The organism is Streptomyces sp. AC555_RSS877 (assembly GCF_019049245.1).
Classification (GTDB): Bacteria; Actinomycetota; Actinomycetes; order Streptomycetales; family Streptomycetaceae; genus Streptomyces.
In genome coordinates this window covers 24,768-44,514 of the sequence record NZ_JAGMUK010000002.1, presented here as the reverse complement: position 1 = coordinate 44,514, position 19,747 = coordinate 24,768, and the positions used below count along the sequence as shown (strand labels likewise).

The window sequence follows — 19,747 nt, the reverse complement described above, 5'->3', positions numbered from 1 at the left end:
TGTGCTCATCCACGAGGGCGTACCGATCCCCGGCGCCGAGGCCTTCCTCAAGAGGCTGAAGGAGTCCGGCAAGCCCTTCCTGGTCCTCACGAACAACTCGATATACACCCCGCGCGATCTGCACGCCCGGCTGCGGCGCATGGGCCTGGACGTGCCGGTGGAGTCCATCTGGACCTCGGCGCTGGCCACCGCCCAGTTCCTGGACGACCAGCGGCCGGGCGGCTCGGCGTACGTGATCGGCGAGGCGGGCCTGACCACCGCGCTGCACGACATCGGCTACATCCTCACCGACCACGAGCCGGACTACGTCGTCCTCGGCGAGACCCGCACGTACTCCTTCGAGGCCATGACCAAGGCCGTACGGCTCATCGAGGCCGGCGCCCGCTTCATCGCCACCAACCCCGACGAGACCGGCCCCTCCACCGAGGGCCCGCTCCCGGCGACCGGCGCCGTCGCCGCGCTGATCACCAAGGCGACCGGCAGGCAGCCGTACTTCGCCGGCAAGCCGAACCCGCTGATGATGCGGACCGGGCTCAACGCGATCGGCGCGCACTCCGAGACCAGCGCCATGATCGGCGACCGGATGGACACCGACGTACTGGCCGGCATAGAGGCCGGAATGCAGACGTTCCTGGTGCTCACCGGCCTGACCCGGCCCGAGCAGGTCGAGAACTTCCCGTACCGGCCGTCCAAGGTCGTGGACTCGATCGCGGACCTCGTCGACCGGGTCTGAAACCTTCTTGACCCGTTCGGAGCAGTGCGGCCCCGCTGAGGGTGCGGGGCCGCGGCCCGAGGGGGAGGCTCCGGGTATCTGGAGGTTCACGATGGGTTCAGCACGTCTCACTCTCTGCACGGCTCTGATGGTCGCCACCGCGCTCACCCCGACGGCGTACGCGGCGGACGGAGGCAGCGGCATCGCGGTGACCCCCTCGTCCCCCGCGCCCGGCACCGACATCGCGCTGCGGGTCTCGGACTGCACGGCCCGCACCGCCACGGCCGTCTCGGCGGCCTTCGTCGCGGACATCCAGCTCACCGGCGTCGACGGCACGCTCGTCGGCGAGACCCGCGTGAGCGCCTCCGTCGAGGCGGGCTCCTACGAGGTGAAGGTCACCTGCGGCGACAGCGACCGCAAGGCCTCCCTGACCGTCGTGGAGAAGGCACCGCGGTCCGACCAGCCCGCCCACCAGCCCACCACCCCCGCCTCCCCGGTCGCCCCGGTGAAGGCCGGAGGCGGCGGCACCGCGCGCCTCGCGGCCGTGGACGTCGCCGAGGACGCCCGCGCCGCCGGTCCCGGCACCGGGCACGCCGTGATCGGTCTGATCCTCGCCGCGGCCGCCGCGGTGGCCGTCGTGCTCCGGAGTACCCGCCGGAGCCGCGGGACGGGCTGACCGCCATGGCCGACCACGAACGTTCCTTCGGCACCGGCCGTCTGGTGACCGGCGTGGCCTGGGCGCTGCTGCTGCTCGGGCTCTGGCTGTGGGGGCGCGAGGTGACCGACGTACGCCCCGGGATATCCGCGCCCACCACAGGAGACATGGCGGCGGTCGGGCGGCCGCCGGAGGTGGAGCTGCCGCCCGCGCACCGGCCGCTCGGCGCGGCCCTGCCGCAGCGCGTCGACATCCCCTACCTCGGCGTGCAGGCGCCCGTGGTGGCGCGCGGCCTGGACGCGGAAGGCGCGATCGACCCGCCGCCGTTCGAGCAGTCGGGGATCGTGGGGTGGTACGCCGGGGGCGTGCGGCCGGGGGCGGCCGGGACCGCGCTGATGGTGGGGCACGTCGACACCCAGACCCGGCCCGCCGTCTTCTACAAGCTCAGCTCCCTCAAGCCAGGCGAGACGGTCCGGGTGATCCGCGACGACGGCAAGGTCGCCGAGTTCACGGTCGACGACGTCCAGGTCGTCACCCGCGACCACTTCGACGCGCAGCAGGCCTACGGCCCGCGCCAGACCGGGCGGGCCGAGCTGCGCCTGATCACCTGCGGTGGCAGCTTCGACCGGGCCAGCCGCAGCTACACGGCGAACGTGATCGTCTCGGCGTACCTCACGGGCAGCGGACTCTAGAACTCCCGTACAACCCTGGGCGGCGGTCGGATGTCTGAGTGGCCGGCGGGGCGAGGTTCGCCCTGCGGGGAGGGACCCAGGGATGATCAACCGCCGACGCAAGACGGGTGCGGTTCTGGCCGCCTTCGCGGCCGCCGTCGCCGCATGGCTGCCCGCCACGTCCGCCCAGGCGGCCGACGGACCGGTCGTGCACATCGACGTGCGGAGCGAGGCCATCGGGCTGCCCGTACCGCCGAGCGCTGATCCGCCGCAGATCAGTTGGCTCCTGAGGAACGACGGTCCCGGCGCGGCGAAGGACGTGACCATCAGCGCGGACCTCAGTGCCGTCAAGGACTGGGTCACGGTCAACGGAAAGTCGCTCGACACCTTCACCTGGCCAGCGATCGAGGACGTCCCCGAGGGCGACAACGCCGGCTACATCGCGGATCTGAACGCCAAGCCCGGCACACCCCTCGGCACCACCGGCACGGTGACCCTGAGCGGCACGTCGTCCAACGGCACCGTGGTCTCCGTCCCCGTCGAACTGACCGCGGGCACCACCGAGCTGACGGTGAACAAGCTGCCCGACCGGAAGGGCGACAAGCCCGGCTCCACGGTCGAGTCCCCGGTCACGATCAGCAACACCGGCACGCTGCCCGCCGAGGGGGTCCAGCTGCGGCTGCGCACCACCATCGGACTCGCGTACGCGGAGCGCTTCTCCAACTGCGTGTACTCCAAGGCCGCCGGGGACGCCTACGGTCTGACCGAGCAGGCGCTGTGCACGTTCGACACGGTCGTCGAGCCCGGCAAGAGCTACCGGCTGGAGCAGCCGGTCACACTGGACCTGACCCCGCAGGCCCTGTTCGAGTACTTCAGCCACGAGGCCCTGCCCCTGACCGGCGGCGACACCAAGCCTCCCGCCGGGAACGGTCCCGCGCTCTCCCTGGTCGCCGCCGGAGCCGCGGCCACCGACGGCACACCGATCAGCCGACGGCACATCGACGCCGACAGCACCGCCGACATGGTCGCCGGCGGCGACACCGCCGAGGGCGCACCGGGCGACCTGGTGCACGTGGACGTCTCCCTGGGCAACGAGGGCCCGGGCTGGGTCGGCTACAACGCCAGCGACGACCAGCCCGCACTGCTGGTGACCATCCCCACCGGCACCAAGGCCGTGGAGATCCCCGACCGCTGCAGCGTGTGGAACGAGGAGGCGGAGTCCGGTACCGGCGAACAGACACCGGGCGTGCCGCAGTACATCTGCCACCCCCGCCCGGTCCAGTTCGCCGTCGGGGACACCCGTTCCTTCCGGTTCGGCCTGCAGATCCGTGCGAACGCCCGGACGACCACCGGTGAGGCCCTGGCCACCACGTCGTACGGCAACACCATGACCTTCGACGACGAGCACGGCAACGACACCGCGCCCGTCACGGTCAAGGTCGAGGGCGGCGCCGACGGGGCCCCCGCGCCGAGTGCCTCCGCGTCGGCGTCCGCCGCCCCCGGGGCCGACGGCAACAGCCCCCGGACCCAGACGGTCTCCGCGGCCGACGACAGTACCGGCACCGGCTCCCTCGCCAGCACCGGAAGCAACGGCACCCTGCCGCTGGTGGCCGCCGCCACGGGCGCGCTCCTGCTCGGCGGCGCACTGGTCCTGTTCGTCAGGCGCAACCGGGGCTGACAGGTGATTGCGGCCGGCACCCGGCCCGGTCGGCGGCCCGCTCCCCCAAAAGCCGCCGACCGGGCTGGTCCTCGACCGCGCGCACGGGGCTGCGGGAGTAACCCGGCGTCGGCGCGGGAGGCCTGAGTGGCCAGGGGCTGGGGCCGTAGAGAAGACTTCAGGGCGGATGAGGGCCGGGGCCCAGAGGTCGATTGACGCCAAGTTCCCGTCCGGTTGCTCTGCGTCATCCGCGCTGGTGACGCGAAGTGCGCGGGGCGGTACCCGGTTTCTCCGGCGTCCCGCCGAGCGGCGTCTCCTCGGGTGGTTCGCCGTCGCCCGCGAGCCGAGGCGGAGGCCACCACCACCGCCCACGCGACCCGGGCCGGCGGCAGCCGGAGCTCGGCGCGCATGCCCGCGGCCTGTTCGATGCGCGCCCTGCCGGACGGGTCCTGCCGCAACTGCGCCTGGTGGCACGCGCTTTGTGCGGGCGCCTGCGTCCCTGGGCCATGGGGGCCGTAACAGCTCCTGGACAAGGCGCGGACGGCGTCGTGGGCCGCGCGGCGGGTGTGTCAGGATTGGGGCTCGGAACGGTGCACCCAAGGGGGGTTGGATGTACGTCAGCTGGGGGGCTCGAACACGCGCTTCCGCGACGGTGCTGGGGGCGGCACTGCTGATAGCGGGGTGTTCCTCGTCGGGGGACGGGGACGACGAGAAGGACGGCGCCGGCGCCGGGATCACACAGCAGCCCAAGGCGAGTGACCCCTTCTGGGTCAACCCCGCCGGCAACGCGGCGGAGCAGGTCGTCGCCTACGAGAAGTCCGGCAAGAAGGCCGAGGCCGAGCAGATCCGCAAGATCGCCGAGCAGCCGACCGGCGAGTGGATCGGCGTGGAGGACCCGGAGCAGGAGGCGCGCGGCTTCACCGAGGCCGCCGAGAAGGCCGACCGCACGGCCCTGCTGGTCCTCTACAACATCCCGCACCGCGACTGCGGCCAGTACTCGCAGGGAGGCGCCGCCGACGGCAACGCCTACCGGACCTGGATCGACGGCGTGGCCAAGGGCATCGGCGACCGCTCGGCGACGGTGATCCTGGAGCCGGACGCCGTACTGCACCTGGTCGACGGCTGTACCGGCGAGGAGTTCCACGAGGAGCGCTACGCCCTCCTCACGGAGGCCGTCGGCAAGCTCAAGACCCTGAAGAACACCAAGGTCTACATCGACGCGGGCAACGCCGGCTGGGGCAACCCCGACCAGATCTTCGAGCCCCTGCAGCGCGCGGGCATCGACCAGGCCGACGGCTTCTCGGTCAACGTCTCCAACTTCTACTCCACCCAGGAGTCCATCGCCTACGGCAAGAACCTCTCCTCGAAGGTCGGCAACAAGCCCTTCGTCATCGACACCAGCCGCAACGGCAACGGCCCGTACACGGGCGGCAACCAGGACGAACGCTGGTGCAACCCGCCCGGCCGGGCGCTGGGGGAGACCCCGACGACCAAGACGGCGGACCCCCTGGTGGACGCCTACCTCTGGGTCAAACGCCCGGGGGAGTCGGACGGCGAGTGCAAGGGCGGCCCGAAGGCCGGCGAGTGGTGGGCGGACTACGCACTGAAGCTGGCCAAGGCTTCCGGATAGTCCCTTCCACGCGACTGGGGGCGCCCTCCGTGACGGAGGGCGCCCCCAGTCGCGTACTGCCCACGGCCTAGGGAACCTTGACCCACCGCGCCTTGCTCGGCGTCCCCTGGTCGTCGTTCACGAAGACCATGTACCACCCCGACTGGACCAAGTTCTTGTTCTTCGGGACGGTCACGGTGACCTTGTCGCCCGACGTCTTGAAGTCCAGCGCGATCGACCGCTGGTCGACATCCGTCACGTGGGTCGCGGCACTGGGCCGCATCAGCCGCACCGACTTGACCGACGACGCGTGCTGCGAGGTGAACGTCCCCGACTCGCCGCGCTCGATGGTCTGCGGGCCGCCCGAGAGCGAGGGCCGCGAACCCTGGTACAGGTACGGCGGCGTGTAGATCTCGATCCGCTGCTCGAACTCGCCGGGCTTCGTGTTCGCCTTGTCCGCGTACAGCGAGTCCGAACCGAAGAACATCACCCGCCCGTCCGGCAGCAGCAGCGACCCGGAGTGGTAGTTCCGGCCCACCAGCGGCTCGGCGACCTCCTTGAAGGTCTTCGTGTCCGGCTGGTACAGCCGCGCCTGCAGGATGTTGGAGTCACCGCGTCCGCGGTAGTCCTCCGAACCGCCCGACACGAGAACCGTGTCGTCGGGCAGCACCGAGGCCTGCGGATAGCGCGTGCCCTTCTCCATGCTCGGCCCGTCCTCGAACTTCGGGCTGTCCGCCTTCAGGTCGATGAGCCGCGTCTTGTTGCTGGACAGCTGGGACTCGCCGACCCCGCCGCCGCCGATCACCATGTACTTCTCGTCCTGCGCCGGCGGCAGCAGCACGGTCCCCGCGGTCTCCAGCATGTTCGGGTCGCTGAGTCCGGGCAGCTTGGTGAACTTGTTGGTGTCCACGTCCCAGACGCCCGGGTCGCGGCCCACGTCGTCCGGCCCGTAGCCCGCGTTCGCACCCGAGTAGAAGATCTTGCCGTTCTGCATCAGGAACAGCGCCGGGTACGTCGGGAACTGCATGGTCTCCGGCAGGTAGGACCACTTCTTGGTCTTCGGGTCGAAGACCTCGTTCTTGCCGGGGACCAGCTGCCCGATGTCGTCGAGGCCGGAGACGCTGAGGATCTTCCCGTCGCTCAGGGTGGTGAGCGTCGGGTACCAGCGGGCCTCCTTCATCGGGTCGACCTTGATGTACTTCTCGGCGACCGGGTCGAACTCGAAGGCGTCGCGGATGCCCTGGAAGTCCTTCTTGTCCAGGGCGAGCTTCTGCGCGATGCCGTACGTGTTCTTGGCGTCGGCGCCGGACAGCCCCTGCACCTTGTAGTTGTCCTGCGTGCCCGTCTCGTACTTGGCGCCGCTCTTCTGCGCCTCGACGTAGATACGGCCCAGGCCCGGGGTGTTGCCGAGGAACTCGCCGGTCGTCTTGTCGAACTTCTTCGTCGCCCGCTCGACGACGACCGGGTCCTTCGACACGAAGGTCTTGCCGTTCTCCTTGCCCACGAACGTGGTGCCCGCGGGCAGGGTGATCGGCTTGTCCGGGTTCTCGTTGTGGACGATCATCAGGCCGCCGGCCTTGGTGACGTCGCCCTTCAGCTTCTCGTACCGCTTGGTGCCGCCGGCGATCAGCAGGTTGCCGTTGGCGAGCTGGGTGTGGCCGGTGCAGAACAGGTCCTTGGGCGTCGGCACCTTCTTGATGGTGCCCTTGACCGGGTCCCAGATCCGGGTGTCGAACTTCTTGTCGTCGAAGTTGTCCTGGTCGTTGCCCGACCCCGCGACGAGCAGCACCTTGCCGGTGCGCAGCAGCGCCGCGTGGATGGTGTTCTGCCGGTACTCCTCCGGGAACTCGATGACGTCCCATTTGCCGTTCGCGGCTTTGTACTCCGGCTTGTTGATTTGGTACTGGTGGTATTTCTCGGTTCCGAAGCGGTACAGCCACGGCCCGTTCATCCCGGCCAGCGCGAGCACCACCGCCGTACCTATCGCGAGTCGACGGGCGCGGCGGCGGCCTGCACGGTCGTTCATTCCTTACGTCCCCCAAGTCCACCAAGGGCGATCTGCATGGTCTGGTCTTCCGTCCCGTTCGAGGCGGCCCAGCTGGGCTTGTGCTGCGGGGCGTGCTGGGCCGGTGTGCGCTGCACGGGCAGCGGCTGCGGCTCGTAGGTCCCCGCGGCAGCAGCGGGCTGAGGGGCGGGAACCGCGTCCTGCGGCTCCTGCGTGGGCACGTCCGGCTTCTTCTTCGCCTGACGCAGCATGTGGCGCCAGGCGAAGATCGGCGTGGCGGTGATCAGCGTGGCGAACATCGCCCAGATGATCATCGCCGGGTGCGAGTGCCCGAGGACGAAACCGGCGACGATCGAACCGGTGAAGAGCACGATGAAGTACCAGTGGTACCGGAAGGTCCCGAACCACCTGTCCGGGCTCGCGGAGTCGCCCTTGGGCGTGACCACGAACTTGCTCTTGCGGCGCAGGACGGAGTCGATCAGCGCCTTCGCGTAGAGCGGCGCCGACAGGGCGGACATGACCATGCCCGCCACACCGCCGGACCCCTCCGGCTCGTGCGGGGAGACGTTGTGCCGGCGGTTCCAGATGTAGAGGCCGATCTGGAGCGCGGAGGCGTTGCCGTAGAGCATCAGCCACACGGTCGGGTCGATGTTCACACCCGAGGCGCCCAGGCCCAGGAACAGTGCGCAGCTCAGTGCCGCGAGGATCCAGTTGAGGGCGGACATCGGGTAGAAGATGATCATCATCGTGTAGTTGAAGAGCTTGCTCGGCGGCAGCGAGTACCAGCCCTTCCAGTACTGCTTGAGGATCGTCTCGTAGGTGCCGCGGGACCAGCGCATCTGCTGGGTGAAGAAGTCCGTCCAGGCGCTGGGGCCCTCGCCGACGGCGAGGACGTCCGGGGTGTAGACCGAGCGCCACTTCTTGCCCGTCGCCGGGTTCTTGTGGCGGTGGATCTCGAAGCCGGTGGCCATGTCCTCGGTGATCGAGTCGTACAGGCCGCCGATCTGCTTGAGCGCCTTGATGCGCACGGCGTTCGAGGTGCCCACGAACATCGGCGAGCCGTAGCGGTTGCCGGCCCGCTGGATCAGCGCGTGGAAGAGGAACTGCTGCGACTCGGCGGCCTTGGTGATGAAGTTGTCGTAGTTGCCGTAGACCTGCGGGCCGATGACGAAGCCGATGTTGGGGTCGCGGAAGAAGCCGAGCATCCGCTCCAGGTAGTTCGGCAGCGGCACGTGGTCGGTGTCCACGGAGGCGAAGAAGTCGTAGTTGTCGCCGTGCGCGTCCAGCCAGGCGTTGTAGTTGCCGTGCTTGGTCTTGGCGCGGTGCGGGCCCTTGGCCTGGTTCCACTTCGCGACGCCCTTGCGGGAGAAGTGGTGCACGCCGAGGCGCTCACAGACCTCCTTGACCGCCGGGTCGTCGCCCTCGTCGAGGAGCCAGACGTGCATGAGGCCGCGGTGCCGGATCCGCACCGCGGCTTCCAGGGTCTTCGTCACCATGTCCAGCGGTTCCTTGCCGGGAACGAAGGACGTGAGGAACGCCACTCTGGTGCCGGTCTCGGGAACCACCGGAATCGGGTCGCGGGCGACCAGGGTGGCGTGGGCGTTCGACAGCACGTTCATGCACCGGAAGAACTCGATCAGGCCGATCGAGACGAGCATCACGATGTCGAGCGCGGGCAGCCAGGAGAAGGCCGGGTAGTCGCGCTCGGTCCAGTGCTCGGGCTGGAGCAGCCAGGCCAGCAGGACCAGCGAGAGCAGCGGAGCGGCGGCCAGCATCAGCGCGACTCTGATGCGGTGCGGCTCCTGCGAGATCAACGAGCGGTACTGCACCCTGTATGGCTTGCCCGGATCGGGCTGCGTGAGGGGACCGGCCAGTCTGCTGTAGTGCTCGTAGTCGTATTTGGGCAGTGTTTTCTTGATCCGGCGGAACGAACCGGTCCGATGCGAAGGCACCCTGAGCTGGGTGGTCTGGGACGGATCGAGGTCCTGCCGGGCGCCCGTCGGCGTCGACGTCATGAGTCATTCCCCCCACACGCGGGAACGCCGCGTGTTTCGTCGTTTCCTTACGTCTGCTCAGGTCCCCCTCGACCTTCACAGACGTATCAGCGGTGGGTCGCAGTCACCACATGCTCCACACTTACAGGACACGGAACCACGACCTTCCGGTTGCATGATGCCCCCCTCGGCATCCGGTCGTGAACGGGGCCCCTCTCCCCGATCAACCGGGCAACCGGATCCTTCCCCCCAACTGCCGCGTATCGGCAGCATCTTGAAAACCAGGGTTCTACGGTGTTCATCATGATCGCAAGATGCGAAACGCGGTGTTTACCGGTCATACGCGTTCATTGTGGCGCCTGTGGGGAACTTGTGGAGTCATTGTGGACGGCAAAATTGCCGACGACCCGGCCGGAGAGCGGACAGGCCCCCCGCCTGGGCGGGGGGCCTGTCGTGTCTGTGCGCCGCCAGGGACTCGAACCCCGGACCCGCTGATTAAGAGTCAGCTGCTCTAACCAACTGAGCTAGCGGCGCCCGCTGACCTGCACAACTCTACCGGATGCCGGAGAGTGCCCCGGACCACCGGGCGCCACCGGGCGGCCGCCTCGGAGCGGGCCGCCGTACATCATTCGGACCGTCAGCATGCGCGTCTCGATGACAGTTGAGAAACTGTCGAATGTGCACAGGTGTGGACATTTCCATCTGGAATGTGAAGGGAATCGCATGACGACTCCGGTCTTCGAGGAATTCGATCCCGCGAGCGACTGCGACTGTCCCGGATGCGTTCACTGGCGGCGGGTCCTGCCGCACTCCACGTCGTCCCCGGCCGGCCGCCATCCCGCCGCCCACCGGGCGGTGCTCCTCGCCGCGGCGGCCTCCACGGCGCTTGTGTCCGGCCATGCGGCCCCGGCCGTCGCCGCCTCCCACGCGCCCGCCCGACCCGGTGTTCCCGCAGGTGACGAGCCCGAGACCCCGCAGGGCGGCAAGGCCCCGCTGCACGGCCCCGGAGGGCTGCCCGCGAAGCCCGCCGCCCCGGTGAGGACGCCCTCGACCACCCGCGCGGACATCATCACCCGGGCCAAGCAGTGGGTCGCCGCCAAGGTGCCGTACAGCGTGACCGGGTACTGGTCCGACGGGTACCGGCAGGACTGCTCGGGCTTCGTGTCGATGGCCTGGAATCTGCCGGGCAACGAGTGGACGGGCAGCCTCGGCCAGTACGGGGTGCGGATCGCCAAGGACGATCTGCAGCCCGGCGACATCCTTCTCTTCCACAACCCGGCCGATCCCGAGAAGGGCTCGCACGTCGTGATCTTCGGCGGCTGGACGGACTACACGCACACCTACTACGTCGCCTACGAGGCGACCCGCCCGCACGCCCGCCGGCAGTCCACCCCGTACGCCTACTGGAGCCACTCCGACCGGTACGTCGCCTACCGCTACAAGGGGCTCGCGGCCGGTACGGCGGGGGCGCCACCGGACACCACGAAGCCCGACAGCGTGAAGCCGGGCGAGCCGGCCGCGACGCCGTTCCCCGGCTCGGCGTACTTCGGTCCGGGCGCGAACAACAAGTACGTCACCCAACTCGGCCGCCTGCTCGTCGAGCGCGGCGCCGGGCGGTACTACACCTCCGGTCCCGGCCCGCGCTGGTCGGACGCCGACCGCAGGGCGACCCGGGCCTTCCAGCAGGCCCAGGGCTGGCGGGGCGCCGACGCGGACGGGCTGCCGGGTCCGCGGACCTGGGCCCTGCTGGTGACGGGGCAGGGCAGGGACGTCACGGCCGGGGCGGCCGGACCCGCTTCCCACGGGGTGTCCGGCTATCCGGGGCGGGCGATGTTCCGGCCCGGGGCGCACAACACGTACGTCACCGAGCTCGGGAAGCAACTGGTGAAGAAGGGGTTCGGCACCTACTACACGACCGGGCCGGGACCGCGCTGGGGCGAGGCGGACCGGCGCGGCGTCGAGGCCTTCCAGCGCGCCCAGGGCTGGCGGGGCGGCGCGGCGGACGGCTACCCGGGGCCGGAGACCTGGCGGCGGCTCTTCGCGTAGCCCGGGGACCGCTCACCGTCCCGACCCCACGCACTGCTCGCGATCTGCTCGCGATCCCACGCACTGTCATGGCGTATCTGGCGCGGAGGCTGGAGGCACGCATGAGTACGACCACTTCCCACACCCCCGAGTCCGAGGGGCCGTCCCGTCCCGCTCGGCTCATCCAGAACGAGGCGACCACCGAGATCCCCGTCCACCTGTTGTTCCGCGACGAACCCGACCCGGTGTCGGTGCCGCTGAAGCCGGCGGTCGTGGGGCGGCGGCAGGGGGCCGGGGAACAGCCCCGGTTCCGGCGTCAGGTGCCCCTGGAGCCGCGGCCCGCGCCGGAGATCGACCCCGCGCTGACGGAACGGCCCGCGCGGGTGCTGCCGGGTGCGGCGGGCGTGTTCGCCGGTGTCTGCGGGGCGGCCGGCTGTCTGGCCACGTCGTGGTGGGCGGGCGCGCTGCCGCCGCTCGTGGTGGAGGCGCTGGGGCTGCCGTCGTACGCCGGGACGGGACTCGGTCCCGCGCAGTGGGCGGCGTACGCCGGGGCGGGCGGCCTCGCGCTGTTCGGGTTCGGCGGGCTGGCGCGCGGGCGGACCGGGCGGGCCTGGGTGCTCGGACTGTTCGGCCGCTACCGGGGCACGGTCCGGCGTACCGGCCTGATGTGGGTCAACCCGCTGTTGCTGCGCCGCCGGGTGAACGTCCGGCTGCGGCACTGGCGCAGCGAGCCGATGCCGGCGGCCGACGCGAGCGGGGTCGCGCTGCGGGCGGTGGTCCTGGTGGTGTGGCGGGTGCGGGACACCGCGCGGGCCACGCTGGGAGTCGAGGACCACGAGAGGTATCTGCGCGAGTGCGTGGAGGCGGGGCTCGCCCGAGTGCCGGTGGAGATGCCCGGTTCGGGGCGGGGGCCCGCCGACACGGCGGGGGACGCGCTGACCCGGCTGGTCGCGGCCGACGCGGCGCCGGTCGGGGTCGAGGTGTTCTCGGTGCAGCCGGTACGGGTGGAGTACGCGCCCGAGGTCGCGTCCGCGATGCACCGCCGCCGGATCGCCGCGCTGGACGCCCAGCACCGGGCGAGCGTGCTCACCTCGGTCGTCGACTCGGTGGAGGACACGGTGACGCGGCTGACCGTGCGGGGGCTGGTGGCGCTGGACGACTACGAACGCAAGGCGCTGGTGAAGGACTTGACGGTGGCGTTCTGCGCGGGGCGCGGAGAGTCCGGGCCGTGATTGGTATGGACATGCCCATGCGGCGGCCATAATCTGGGACTTGGTCTAGACCTACCTGCACAGCTCACTGAACCTCCCCCACGTTCTCCAGGAGCGGCAGCATGCGCAAAAAGACCAGGTGGTACGCCGCCGCGCTCGGCCTCACGACGACCGGAGCCCTCGTGCTCTCGTCCGGCGGCGCGAGCGGCCACGGCTACACCGACCTCCCCATCAGCCGTCAGAAGCTCTGCCAGAACGGCTCGGTGACCAACTGCGGCAACATCCAGTGGGAGCCGCAGAGCGTCGAGGGCCCCAAGGGCTTCCCCGCGTCCGGTCCGGCCGACGGCCGGATCTGTTCCGGCGGCAACACACCCTTCGCCCAGCTCGACAGCCCGAGGACCCCGTCGGGCGGCGCCTGGCCCACGACGAGGGTGTCGGGCGGGCAGAGCTACACGTTCCGCTGGCAGTTCACGGCCATGCACGCCACGACCGACTTCAAGTACTTCGTCACCAAGGCGGGCTGGAACCAGAACCACAACCTGGCCCGCTCCGACCTCAACCTCACCCCGTTCCTGACCGTCCCCTACGGCGGCCAGCGACCCCCGTCCACGCTCTCCCACGGCGGCACCCTGCCGTCCGGGCTGAGCGGCCGTCACGTCATCGTCGCGGTGTGGACGATCGCGGACACGGCCAACGCGTTCTACGCCTGCTCGGACGTCACGTTCTGAGCGCCGCCCGGGGGGGTGCCGGAACTCTGAGCCTTACTTGAGACAGCCCGGCACCCCCCGCGGGTAGGTCCCCCACACGCCGCCGAACAGGACGGCGCAGGACATCGGGGGACACCATGGAAGCGCTCTTCCTCGTCATGCCGTTGCTCATGCTCGGGATCGTGGGCTTCGCCGCGTTCGCGGTGATCCGTCGCGCCCAGGACGTCAGCAGCGCCTGGAACAGCGGCCTGACGGCCCAGGCCCGCTGCCTGCGGGCGTACACGACGACCAGCGGTGGCGGCAGCACGTCCGTGCACACGACCCTGCACCACGTCTACGAGTTCTTCACGCACGAGGGCCGCGTCGTCCGCTTCGACGAGCCGGGCGGCTCGAGAACGACCGTCGCGGGCGACATCGTCCTCGTGCACTACGCGGCGAACCGCCCGGAGCGGGCCACGGCCAAGCCGCCGGCCCGCGGGCGGCTGGCGGCGAGCACCGGCTGCCTGCTGGCGTTCCTCGGCGTGATCGCCCTGGTCTGCCTCGGCTTCATGGCGGTGGCGCTGGTGGTGTTCGTCTGACGGACGACTTCACGACCCGGGCTCCACATCTGACGGATCATCAGCTACCGTGCGCGGCCATGGAGGCCAGTCGACGGAGCACGGTCGCGGAACTCGTCGCGGCACGGTGGGACGACCGCCGGCCCGGACTGTGGTGTGAACAGCGGACACTGACCCACCACGAGGTGGCGGCCGGTGCCGCGGCCAGGGCGGCGCTGCTGGCCGACCTGCTGCCACCCCGTCCACACATCGGGGTCCTGCTCGACAACACCCCCGAGTACCCGATGTGGCTGAGCGCCGCCGCCCTCGCCCGAGCCGCCGTCGCCGGCGTCAACCCCACCCGGCGCGGCCCCGAACTCGCCCGCGACATCCTGCACACCGAGTGCCGCGTCCTGGTCACCGAACGCACCCACCTGCCCCTCCTCGCAGGCCTCCGGCTCCCCGGCGTACGCCTCCTGGTGACCGACACCCAGGAGTACGAGGACGTGCTCGCCCCCTACGCGGACGCGCGGCCGGACGCCTCCCGGGCCACCCCGGCCGACCGCCTCCTCCTCTACTTCACCTCCGGCTCGACCGGCGCCCCGAAGGCCGCGCTGTGCTCGCAGGGCCGCCTGGCCGCCGCCGGGCGCTCGCTGGCCGACCAGTTCGCCGTCCGCCGGGACGACGTGCACTACGTCTGCATGCCGATGTTCCACGGCAACGCGGTGATCGCCGACTGGGCCCCCGCCCTCGCGGCCGGGGCGGGCGTGGCGCTGCGCCGGCGGTTCTCGGCGTCCCGGTTCCTGACGGACGTACGGGAGTACCGGGCGACGTACTTCACCTACGTGGGCCGCGCGATCCAGTACCTCCTGGCCACCGAGCCGCGCCCCGACGACCGGGACAACCCCCTGCGGCTGGGCTTCGGCACGGAGGCGGGCGCGGTGGACGCGGCGGCCTTCGAGCGGCGGTTCGGGGTGCGGCTGGTGGAGGGGTACGGCTCCTCGGAGGGCGGCGCGGCGATCCAGTGGCGGCCCGGCACCCCGCCCGGCGCGGTCGGCCCGGCGGCGCCCGGACTCGCGGTGCTGGACCCGGCCACCCGCGAGGAGTGCCCGCCGGCCGTCTTCGACCCGGCCGGACGGTTGCTGAACGGCGACGAGGCCATCGGGGAACTGGTGAACCGCGGACCCAGCCCCTTCGAGGGCTACTGGCGCAACCCGGACGCGGACGCGGCCCGGCTGCGGGACGACGGCTGGTACTGGACCGGCGACCTCTTCTACCGCGACACCGACGGCTACCTCTACTTCGCCGGCCGCACCGACGACCGGCTGCGCGTCGACAGCGAGAACCTGGCCGCCGCGATGATCGAGAACATCCTCGCCCGGTACGAGGGCGCGGTCGCCGTCGCGGTGTACGCGGTGCCGGACCCGGTGACCGGGGACCAGGTGATGGCGGCGATCGCCGGGGACTTCGAACCCCGGGCCTTCGCCGGGTTCCTGTCCGCGCAGCCGGACCTGGGGACGAAGATGGCGCCCCGGTTCGTGCGGGTGGTGGAGCGGATGCCGGTCACCGCCACGAACAAGATCCACCGGGCGCGGCTCAGGAAGGAGGGGATCCGGTGTGCCGATCCGGTGTGGTGGCGGCCTCCCGGGGAGCAGACGTACCGGAGGCTGACCCCGGCAGACGCCGAAGGGCCCCTCGTGTGACGAGAGGCCCTTCACCTGTGCGCCGCCAGGGACTCGAACCCCGGACCCGCTGATTAAGAGTCAGCTGCTCTAACCAACTGAGCTAGCGGCGCATGACTCCCGGCGACCACTCTCGCGGCCGACGACAAGAAAATACTACCTGGCCCACAGGAGTGCTCCGGACCACGTGCCGGTGGTCTAGATCGCCAACGACAGCAGCACCGGAGCCGCCCCCCGGTTCAGCTTGTCCGCTGCCTGGCGGAGCCGGTGGGCGTGCTCGACCGGCAGGGACAGGGCGAGGCAGCCGACCGAGGAGCCGGCCGTGATCGGGACGGCCGCGCAGACCGTGCCGACGGCGTACTCCTGCAGGTCGAGGTGGGGCACGGTGGGCGGCTGGGTCTCCAGGCGGGAGAGCAGCAGCTTGTCGCTGGTGATGGTGCGGGAGGTGAGCCGGGCCATCTTGTGGCGGGAGAGATGGTCCCGGCGGCCGTTGTGGTCGAGCTGGCCGAGCAGGCTCTTGCCGAGCGCGGTGGCGTGGGCGGAGTAGCGGAAGTCGACCCACTCGTTGACCGAGGGCGTGGTGGGGCCGTCGGCGTACTGGGCGATCGTGACCTCGCCGTCCACGTACCGGCTGATGTAGACGGCGGCGCCGATCGAGTCGCGCAGCCGGTCCAGGGTGCGCTGGAGCCGCTCGCGCAGCGCCTGGTCGCGGCCCTCGGCGGAACCGAGGCGGGTGAGGGCGGCGCCGGTGACGTACGCCCCGTCGGTGCCCTGCTCGACGTAACCCTCGCGGCGCAGCATCCTCAGGAGCGTGGTCAGTCGCTCCGGGTTGAGGCCGGTCAGGCGGGCGAGACGGGTGTCGGTGACTCCGGTGGTGTGTCGCGCCACGGTCTCCAGGACGCGCAGGGCGTCCTGGGTCGAGTGGTGCGGCGCGGTCGGCTCGTGCATCAGCGCCACGGTGTTCCCCCTGCGCTCGCTCGGTCGCTCTGGCAACTGGGCCGTAATCCGGACAGCGAATCCCCTCCACGATAGCGGGCAAGAGGCTTGTAGTGAGCGGCTGTTGACGAGATTACGTCGGTCGGGCGGCCCTCTCAGCAGGGGTGCTGGCACTCTGGCATATGCCAGTGACAAGCTCCGACCCGTGGACCTCGGGTGTTGAGCTCTGTTCACCTCTTGTCGTCACAGAACCGCGCTGAGGAATTCTCGCGTCCGGTCCTGCTCCGGCTCGCTGAAGATCTTCTCCGGCGGTCCCGACTCGATGACCCGGCCGGAGTCGAACATCAGGACCTGGTCGGAGATGTCCCGGGCGAAGTTCATCTCGTGGGTCACACACAGCATCGTGATGTCGGTGGTGCGGGCGATGTCCCGCAGCACGTCCAGGACGCCCGCGACCAGCTCCGGGTCCAGCGCCGAGGTCACCTCGTCCAGGAGCAGCACCTGTGGCCGCATCGCCAGAGCCCGGGCGATCGCCACCCGCTGCTGCTGGCCACCGGACAGCTGGGTCGGGCGGGAGTCCCGCTTGTCGGCCAGGCCCACCAGTTCCAGCAGATCGCGGGCCCGCTCCTCCGCCTCGTCCTTGGACATGCCGAGGACGGTGACGGGGGCCTCGGTGATGTTCCTCAGGACCGTCATGTTCGGGAACAGGTTGAACTGCTGGAACACCATCCCTATGTTCTTGCGGACCTCGCGGACCTGCTTCTCGGGGGCGGGGAAGAGCCGCTGCCCGTCGACGGTGATCGTGCCCTCGTCGGGCTTGGCCAGCGTCATCAGCAGCCGCAGGATCGTCGTCTTGCCGGAGCCGGAGGGCCCGATCAGCGTGACGTGCTTGCCGGAGTCCACGGAGAAGTCGAGCCGGTCGAGGACGGTGTTCGTCCCGAAGCGCTTGGTGACCTGCTCGAAGCGGATCAGTTCGCTGCCGTCCACCGGCCGGTTGGCGTTGGCGTCGGGCTCTTTCATGAGGGGGGCGTCAGTGGACAAGACGTCGCTCCAGTGCTCGCAGAAGAAGGGAGGCCAGATAGGAAATGAGGATGAAGGCCACGCCGATCACGGTCAGCGGCTCGGTGAACTGGAAGTGCTCCTGGGAGTACAGCCGCGCCTGCCCGAGCATCTCCAGGACGGTGATCACCATCAGCATCGGCGTGTCCTTGAGCATCGCGATGACGTAGTTGCCGAGCGCCGGCACGACCCGGCGGATCGCCTGCGGCAGGATCACCACCCGCCAGGTCCGGGTGACCGGCAGATTCAGCGCCGTCGCCGCCTCCCACTGGCCGGCCGGCACGGCCTCGATACCGGCGCGGTAGACCTGCATCGTGTACGTCGAGTAGTGCAGCCCGATGCCGATCACGCCGGTGGACAGCGCGGACAGGGTCACGCCCCACTCCGGCAGCACGTAGAAGAGGAAGAACAGCTGCACCAGCAGCGGGGTGTTGCGTACGAACTCCGTGACCACGCCCACCGGCCAGCGCACCCAGCGCGAGGGCGTGCGCATCAGCAGCGCCCACACCAGGCCGAGGGCGAACGAGATCAACGAGCCCAGGACCAGCGCCTGCAGGGTGACCAGCAGACCGTCCCAGAAGTGCGGCATGAAGCCGCTCACCGCGTCCCAGTCCCACTTCATGAGGCACCTCCGGCTGCGCCGACCCCGGTCGCCTCGGGCCGGGTGAGCTCATCCTTGACGGACACCCCGCGCTGCGGCCCCTTGCCGACCCCCGCCTTCAGCTTCGTCTCCAGCCCCCGCATCACACGGGTGAGCAGGAAGGCGATCACGAAGTAGATCACCAGCAGGTACGAGTAGATCTCCGCGCTCTCCTGCAGGGCCAGCCGCACCAGATTGCCGCTGAACGCCAGGTCGCCCATGCCCATCACCGACACCAGCGCGGTGCCCTTGAGCAGTTCGATCAGCAGGTTGGAGAACGGCGGGATCATCTCCGGCACCGCCTGCGGCAGCATGATCAGCCGCATCCGCTGCCACGGCGTGAAGCTGAGGGCGATCCCGCCCTCCTGCTGCGCCGGGTCGACGGCCTTCAGCGCGCCGCGCACGATCTCCGAGCCGTACGCCCCGTAGGTCAGTCCCAGCGCGAGCGTGCCCGCCCACATCGGGACGAGCTGCCAGCCGAAGGCGATCGGCAGCACGAAGAACACCCAGAAGATCATGACCAGCGCGGAGGTCCCGCGGAACACCTCGGTGTAGAGGCCCGCGAGGAAGCGGACGATCCACAGCCGGTGGGTGCGGGCGACGCCGGCAACGAAGGCCACGGCCGCGCCGAGCAGCGCGCTGAAGACGAGGAGCTGGACGGTGGTCCATATCCCCTTGAGTACGAGTTCCCAGAGTCCCGAGGTCATCCGCCGCACAACTCCTTCGCGGTGAGGTCCGTCATCTCGGCCTCGGTGAACCCGAAGGGCTTGAGGATCCGGAACAACTCCCCACTCTTCTTCAGCTTCCGCAACTCGACGTTGAAGGCGTCCCGCAGATTCGTCTCGGTGGGCCGGAAGGCGAAGGCGCCCCCGTCCACGTGCGGTTTCCCCTCGACGAGCGGCGCGAAGGCCTTGGTGGCCTCGGCCTTGCTCGACTTCTTCACGACTTCGCGGGTGGTGAGCGCGGTCCCGGCGAAGACGTCGACCCGCCCCGCCTCCACGGCGTTCAACCCGGCCACCTGGTCCGGAACGATCAGAATGTCGCTCTCCTTGTATCCCGCCTCGACGGCGTACTGGATCTCGGCGTACCCGGTGCCGGTGGCGAACCTGGCCTTCTTCTCGACGACGTCCTTGTAGTCGTGCAGGCCCTTCGGATTGCCCTTGCGCACGATGAAAGAGTCGAGCATCTGGTAGTCGGGGTCGGAGAAGATGACCTGCTCGCAGCGCTCGGGGTTGACGTACATCCCGGCGGCGACGACATCGAACTGCTGGGAGTTCAGCCCCGGAATGAGCGACCCGAACTCGGTCGGCACGGGCTGCACCTTGTCGACCCCGAGCCGTTTGAAGATCACCCTGGCGAGCTCGGGGGCCTCGCCGGTCATCTCGCCGTTCGTGTCGATGTACCCGAAGGGAATCTCACCGGCTATTCCCAGCCGTACGACACCGGCCGCCTTCAGCCGGTCGAGGAGTTCACCGCCCTCGGTGCTCGACGCGGTGGCCACGCGCGAGCACCCGGCGGCACCCAGCGCGCCGAGCGCCGCTACCCCCGCGAGCAGCGACCGGCGTGTGGTCCCGGACCTGTGTGTGCCATGTTCCAGTGGTGGAGCCATGGCGGCGCGGCTACCCGAGACCACGCCAGGTATGCCGAT

The 19,747-nt window shown here is 70.2% G+C and carries 17 protein-coding genes and 2 tRNA genes; 10 read left to right on the top strand and 9 right to left on the bottom strand.

All coding sequences use genetic code 11. The features are described 5' to 3' along the window. The first annotated feature begins 1 nt into the window (after position 1). The 5 genes from KUM49_RS01835 (at position 2) to KUM49_RS01815 (ending at position 5,325) form a co-directional block, all read left to right on the top strand. Complete coding sequence (locus KUM49_RS01835) at positions 2-733, top strand: HAD-IIA family hydrolase (protein ID WP_308406527.1); 732 nt, start codon at positions 2-4, stop codon at positions 731-733. 91 nt (positions 734-824) lie between these two features. Next, on the top strand, positions 825-1,388 hold the full coding sequence (locus KUM49_RS01830) for a hypothetical protein (RefSeq protein WP_217234862.1): 564 nt from the start codon (positions 825-827) through the stop codon (positions 1,386-1,388). A gap of 5 nt (positions 1,389-1,393) precedes the next feature. Beyond that, on the top strand, positions 1,394-2,059 hold the full coding sequence (locus KUM49_RS01825; protein ID WP_217234861.1) for a class F sortase: 666 nt from the start codon (positions 1,394-1,396) through the stop codon (positions 2,057-2,059). Between the two features lie 82 nt (positions 2,060-2,141). Beyond that, the gene (locus KUM49_RS01820; RefSeq protein WP_217234860.1) at positions 2,142-3,716 is read left to right on the top strand and encodes an LPXTG cell wall anchor domain-containing protein; all 1,575 of its coding nucleotides are present in this window, start codon (positions 2,142-2,144) and stop codon (positions 3,714-3,716) included. A gap of 589 nt (positions 3,717-4,305) precedes the next feature. Beyond that, entirely contained in the window at positions 4,306-5,325 is a 1,020-nt protein-coding gene (locus KUM49_RS01815) for a glycoside hydrolase family 6 protein (protein ID WP_217234859.1), read from the top strand. Positions 5,326-5,392: 67 nt separating this feature from the next. On the opposite strand, the gene KUM49_RS01810 is transcribed toward KUM49_RS01815, so the two are convergent. From KUM49_RS01810 to KUM49_RS01800, 3 genes are all read right to left on the bottom strand, one after another. Then, complete coding sequence (locus KUM49_RS01810; RefSeq protein WP_217234858.1) at positions 5,393-7,330, bottom strand: galactose oxidase-like domain-containing protein; 1,938 nt, start codon at positions 7,328-7,330, stop codon at positions 5,393-5,395. Further along, positions 7,327-9,324, bottom strand: coding sequence for a glycosyltransferase family 2 protein (locus KUM49_RS01805; protein ID WP_217234857.1), 1,998 nt, complete (start codon positions 9,322-9,324; stop codon positions 7,327-7,329). Before KUM49_RS01805 ends, KUM49_RS01810 begins: the two co-directional genes overlap by 4 nt. A gap of 439 nt (positions 9,325-9,763) precedes the next feature. Further along, positions 9,764-9,837: transfer RNA gene (locus KUM49_RS01800), tRNA-Lys, on the bottom strand. 189 nt (positions 9,838-10,026) lie between these two features. On the opposite strand from KUM49_RS01800, the gene KUM49_RS01795 reads away from it, so the two are divergent. The 5 genes from KUM49_RS01795 (at position 10,027) to KUM49_RS01775 (ending at position 15,485) form a co-directional block, all read left to right on the top strand. After that, positions 10,027-11,349 (top strand): peptidoglycan-binding protein, encoded by a 1,323-nt coding sequence (locus KUM49_RS01795; protein ID WP_217234856.1) that lies wholly within the window; start codon positions 10,027-10,029, stop codon positions 11,347-11,349. 101 nt (positions 11,350-11,450) lie between these two features. Then, positions 11,451-12,560, top strand: a complete 1,110-nt coding sequence (locus KUM49_RS01790; RefSeq protein ID WP_217234855.1) for an SPFH domain-containing protein — start codon at positions 11,451-11,453, stop codon at positions 12,558-12,560. Between the two features lie 101 nt (positions 12,561-12,661). After that, complete coding sequence (locus tag KUM49_RS01785) at positions 12,662-13,267, top strand: lytic polysaccharide monooxygenase (RefSeq protein ID WP_217234854.1); 606 nt, start codon at positions 12,662-12,664, stop codon at positions 13,265-13,267. Positions 13,268-13,383: 116 nt separating this feature from the next. Then, the gene (locus KUM49_RS01780) at positions 13,384-13,824 is read left to right on the top strand and encodes a DUF3592 domain-containing protein (protein ID WP_217234853.1); all 441 of its coding nucleotides are present in this window, start codon (positions 13,384-13,386) and stop codon (positions 13,822-13,824) included. 59 nt (positions 13,825-13,883) lie between these two features. After that, the gene (locus KUM49_RS01775) at positions 13,884-15,485 is read left to right on the top strand and encodes an AMP-binding protein (protein ID WP_217234852.1); all 1,602 of its coding nucleotides are present in this window, start codon (positions 13,884-13,886) and stop codon (positions 15,483-15,485) included. Between the two features lie 18 nt (positions 15,486-15,503). Here KUM49_RS01775 and KUM49_RS01770 read toward each other — a convergent pair. The 6 genes from KUM49_RS01770 to ehuB form a co-directional block, all read right to left on the bottom strand. Then, positions 15,504-15,577: transfer RNA gene (locus KUM49_RS01770), tRNA-Lys, on the bottom strand. A gap of 85 nt (positions 15,578-15,662) precedes the next feature. After that, the gene (locus KUM49_RS01765; protein WP_217234851.1) at positions 15,663-16,421 is read right to left on the bottom strand and encodes an IclR family transcriptional regulator; all 759 of its coding nucleotides are present in this window, start codon (positions 16,419-16,421) and stop codon (positions 15,663-15,665) included. Between the two features lie 222 nt (positions 16,422-16,643). Continuing rightward, positions 16,644-17,420 (bottom strand): ectoine/hydroxyectoine ABC transporter ATP-binding protein EhuA, encoded by a 777-nt coding sequence (gene ehuA / locus KUM49_RS01760; RefSeq protein ID WP_217234850.1) that lies wholly within the window; start codon positions 17,418-17,420, stop codon positions 16,644-16,646. Between the two features lie 10 nt (positions 17,421-17,430). Then, complete coding sequence (gene ehuD / locus KUM49_RS01755) at positions 17,431-18,081, bottom strand: ectoine/hydroxyectoine ABC transporter permease subunit EhuD (RefSeq protein WP_217234849.1); 651 nt, start codon at positions 18,079-18,081, stop codon at positions 17,431-17,433. Then, positions 18,078-18,806 (bottom strand): ectoine/hydroxyectoine ABC transporter permease subunit EhuC, encoded by a 729-nt coding sequence (ehuC, locus tag KUM49_RS01750; protein WP_217234848.1) that lies wholly within the window; start codon positions 18,804-18,806, stop codon positions 18,078-18,080. Before ehuC ends, ehuD begins: the two co-directional genes overlap by 4 nt. Further along, positions 18,803-19,708, bottom strand: coding sequence for an ectoine/hydroxyectoine ABC transporter substrate-binding protein EhuB (ehuB, locus tag KUM49_RS01745; RefSeq protein WP_217234847.1), 906 nt, complete (start codon positions 19,706-19,708; stop codon positions 18,803-18,805). Before ehuB ends, ehuC begins: the two co-directional genes overlap by 4 nt. Positions 19,709-19,747 lie beyond the last annotated feature (39 nt).

Excerpts from the sequence above, each read along its gene's own strand:
- KUM49_RS01810 (WP_217234858.1), bottom strand. The coding sequence starts at position 7,330 with ATGAACGACCGTGCAGGCCGCCGCCGCGCCCGTCGACTCGCGATAGGT.
- KUM49_RS01825 (WP_217234861.1), top strand. The coding sequence starts at position 1,394 with ATGGCCGACCACGAACGTTCCTTCGGCACCGGCCGTCTGGTGACCGGC.
- ehuA (WP_217234850.1), bottom strand. The coding sequence starts at position 17,420 with ATGAAAGAGCCCGACGCCAACGCCAACCGGCCGGTGGACGGCAGCGAA.
- KUM49_RS01820 (WP_217234860.1), top strand. The coding sequence starts at position 2,142 with ATGATCAACCGCCGACGCAAGACGGGTGCGGTTCTGGCCGCCTTCGCG.
- KUM49_RS01785 (WP_217234854.1), top strand. The coding sequence starts at position 12,662 with ATGCGCAAAAAGACCAGGTGGTACGCCGCCGCGCTCGGCCTCACGACG.
- KUM49_RS01790 (WP_217234855.1), top strand. The coding sequence starts at position 11,451 with ATGAGTACGACCACTTCCCACACCCCCGAGTCCGAGGGGCCGTCCCGT.
- KUM49_RS01805 (WP_217234857.1), bottom strand. The coding sequence starts at position 9,324 with ATGACGTCGACGCCGACGGGCGCCCGGCAGGACCTCGATCCGTCCCAG.
- KUM49_RS01830 (WP_217234862.1), top strand. The coding sequence starts at position 825 with ATGGGTTCAGCACGTCTCACTCTCTGCACGGCTCTGATGGTCGCCACC.
- KUM49_RS01815 (WP_217234859.1), top strand. The coding sequence starts at position 4,306 with ATGTACGTCAGCTGGGGGGCTCGAACACGCGCTTCCGCGACGGTGCTG.
- KUM49_RS01775 (WP_217234852.1), top strand. The coding sequence starts at position 13,884 with ATGGAGGCCAGTCGACGGAGCACGGTCGCGGAACTCGTCGCGGCACGG.
- ehuC (WP_217234848.1), bottom strand. The coding sequence starts at position 18,806 with ATGACCTCGGGACTCTGGGAACTCGTACTCAAGGGGATATGGACCACC.
- KUM49_RS01780 (WP_217234853.1), top strand. The coding sequence starts at position 13,384 with ATGGAAGCGCTCTTCCTCGTCATGCCGTTGCTCATGCTCGGGATCGTG.
- ehuD (WP_217234849.1), bottom strand. The coding sequence starts at position 18,081 with ATGAAGTGGGACTGGGACGCGGTGAGCGGCTTCATGCCGCACTTCTGG.
- ehuB (WP_217234847.1), bottom strand. The coding sequence starts at position 19,708 with ATGGCTCCACCACTGGAACATGGCACACACAGGTCCGGGACCACACGC.
- KUM49_RS01795 (WP_217234856.1), top strand. The coding sequence starts at position 10,027 with ATGACGACTCCGGTCTTCGAGGAATTCGATCCCGCGAGCGACTGCGAC.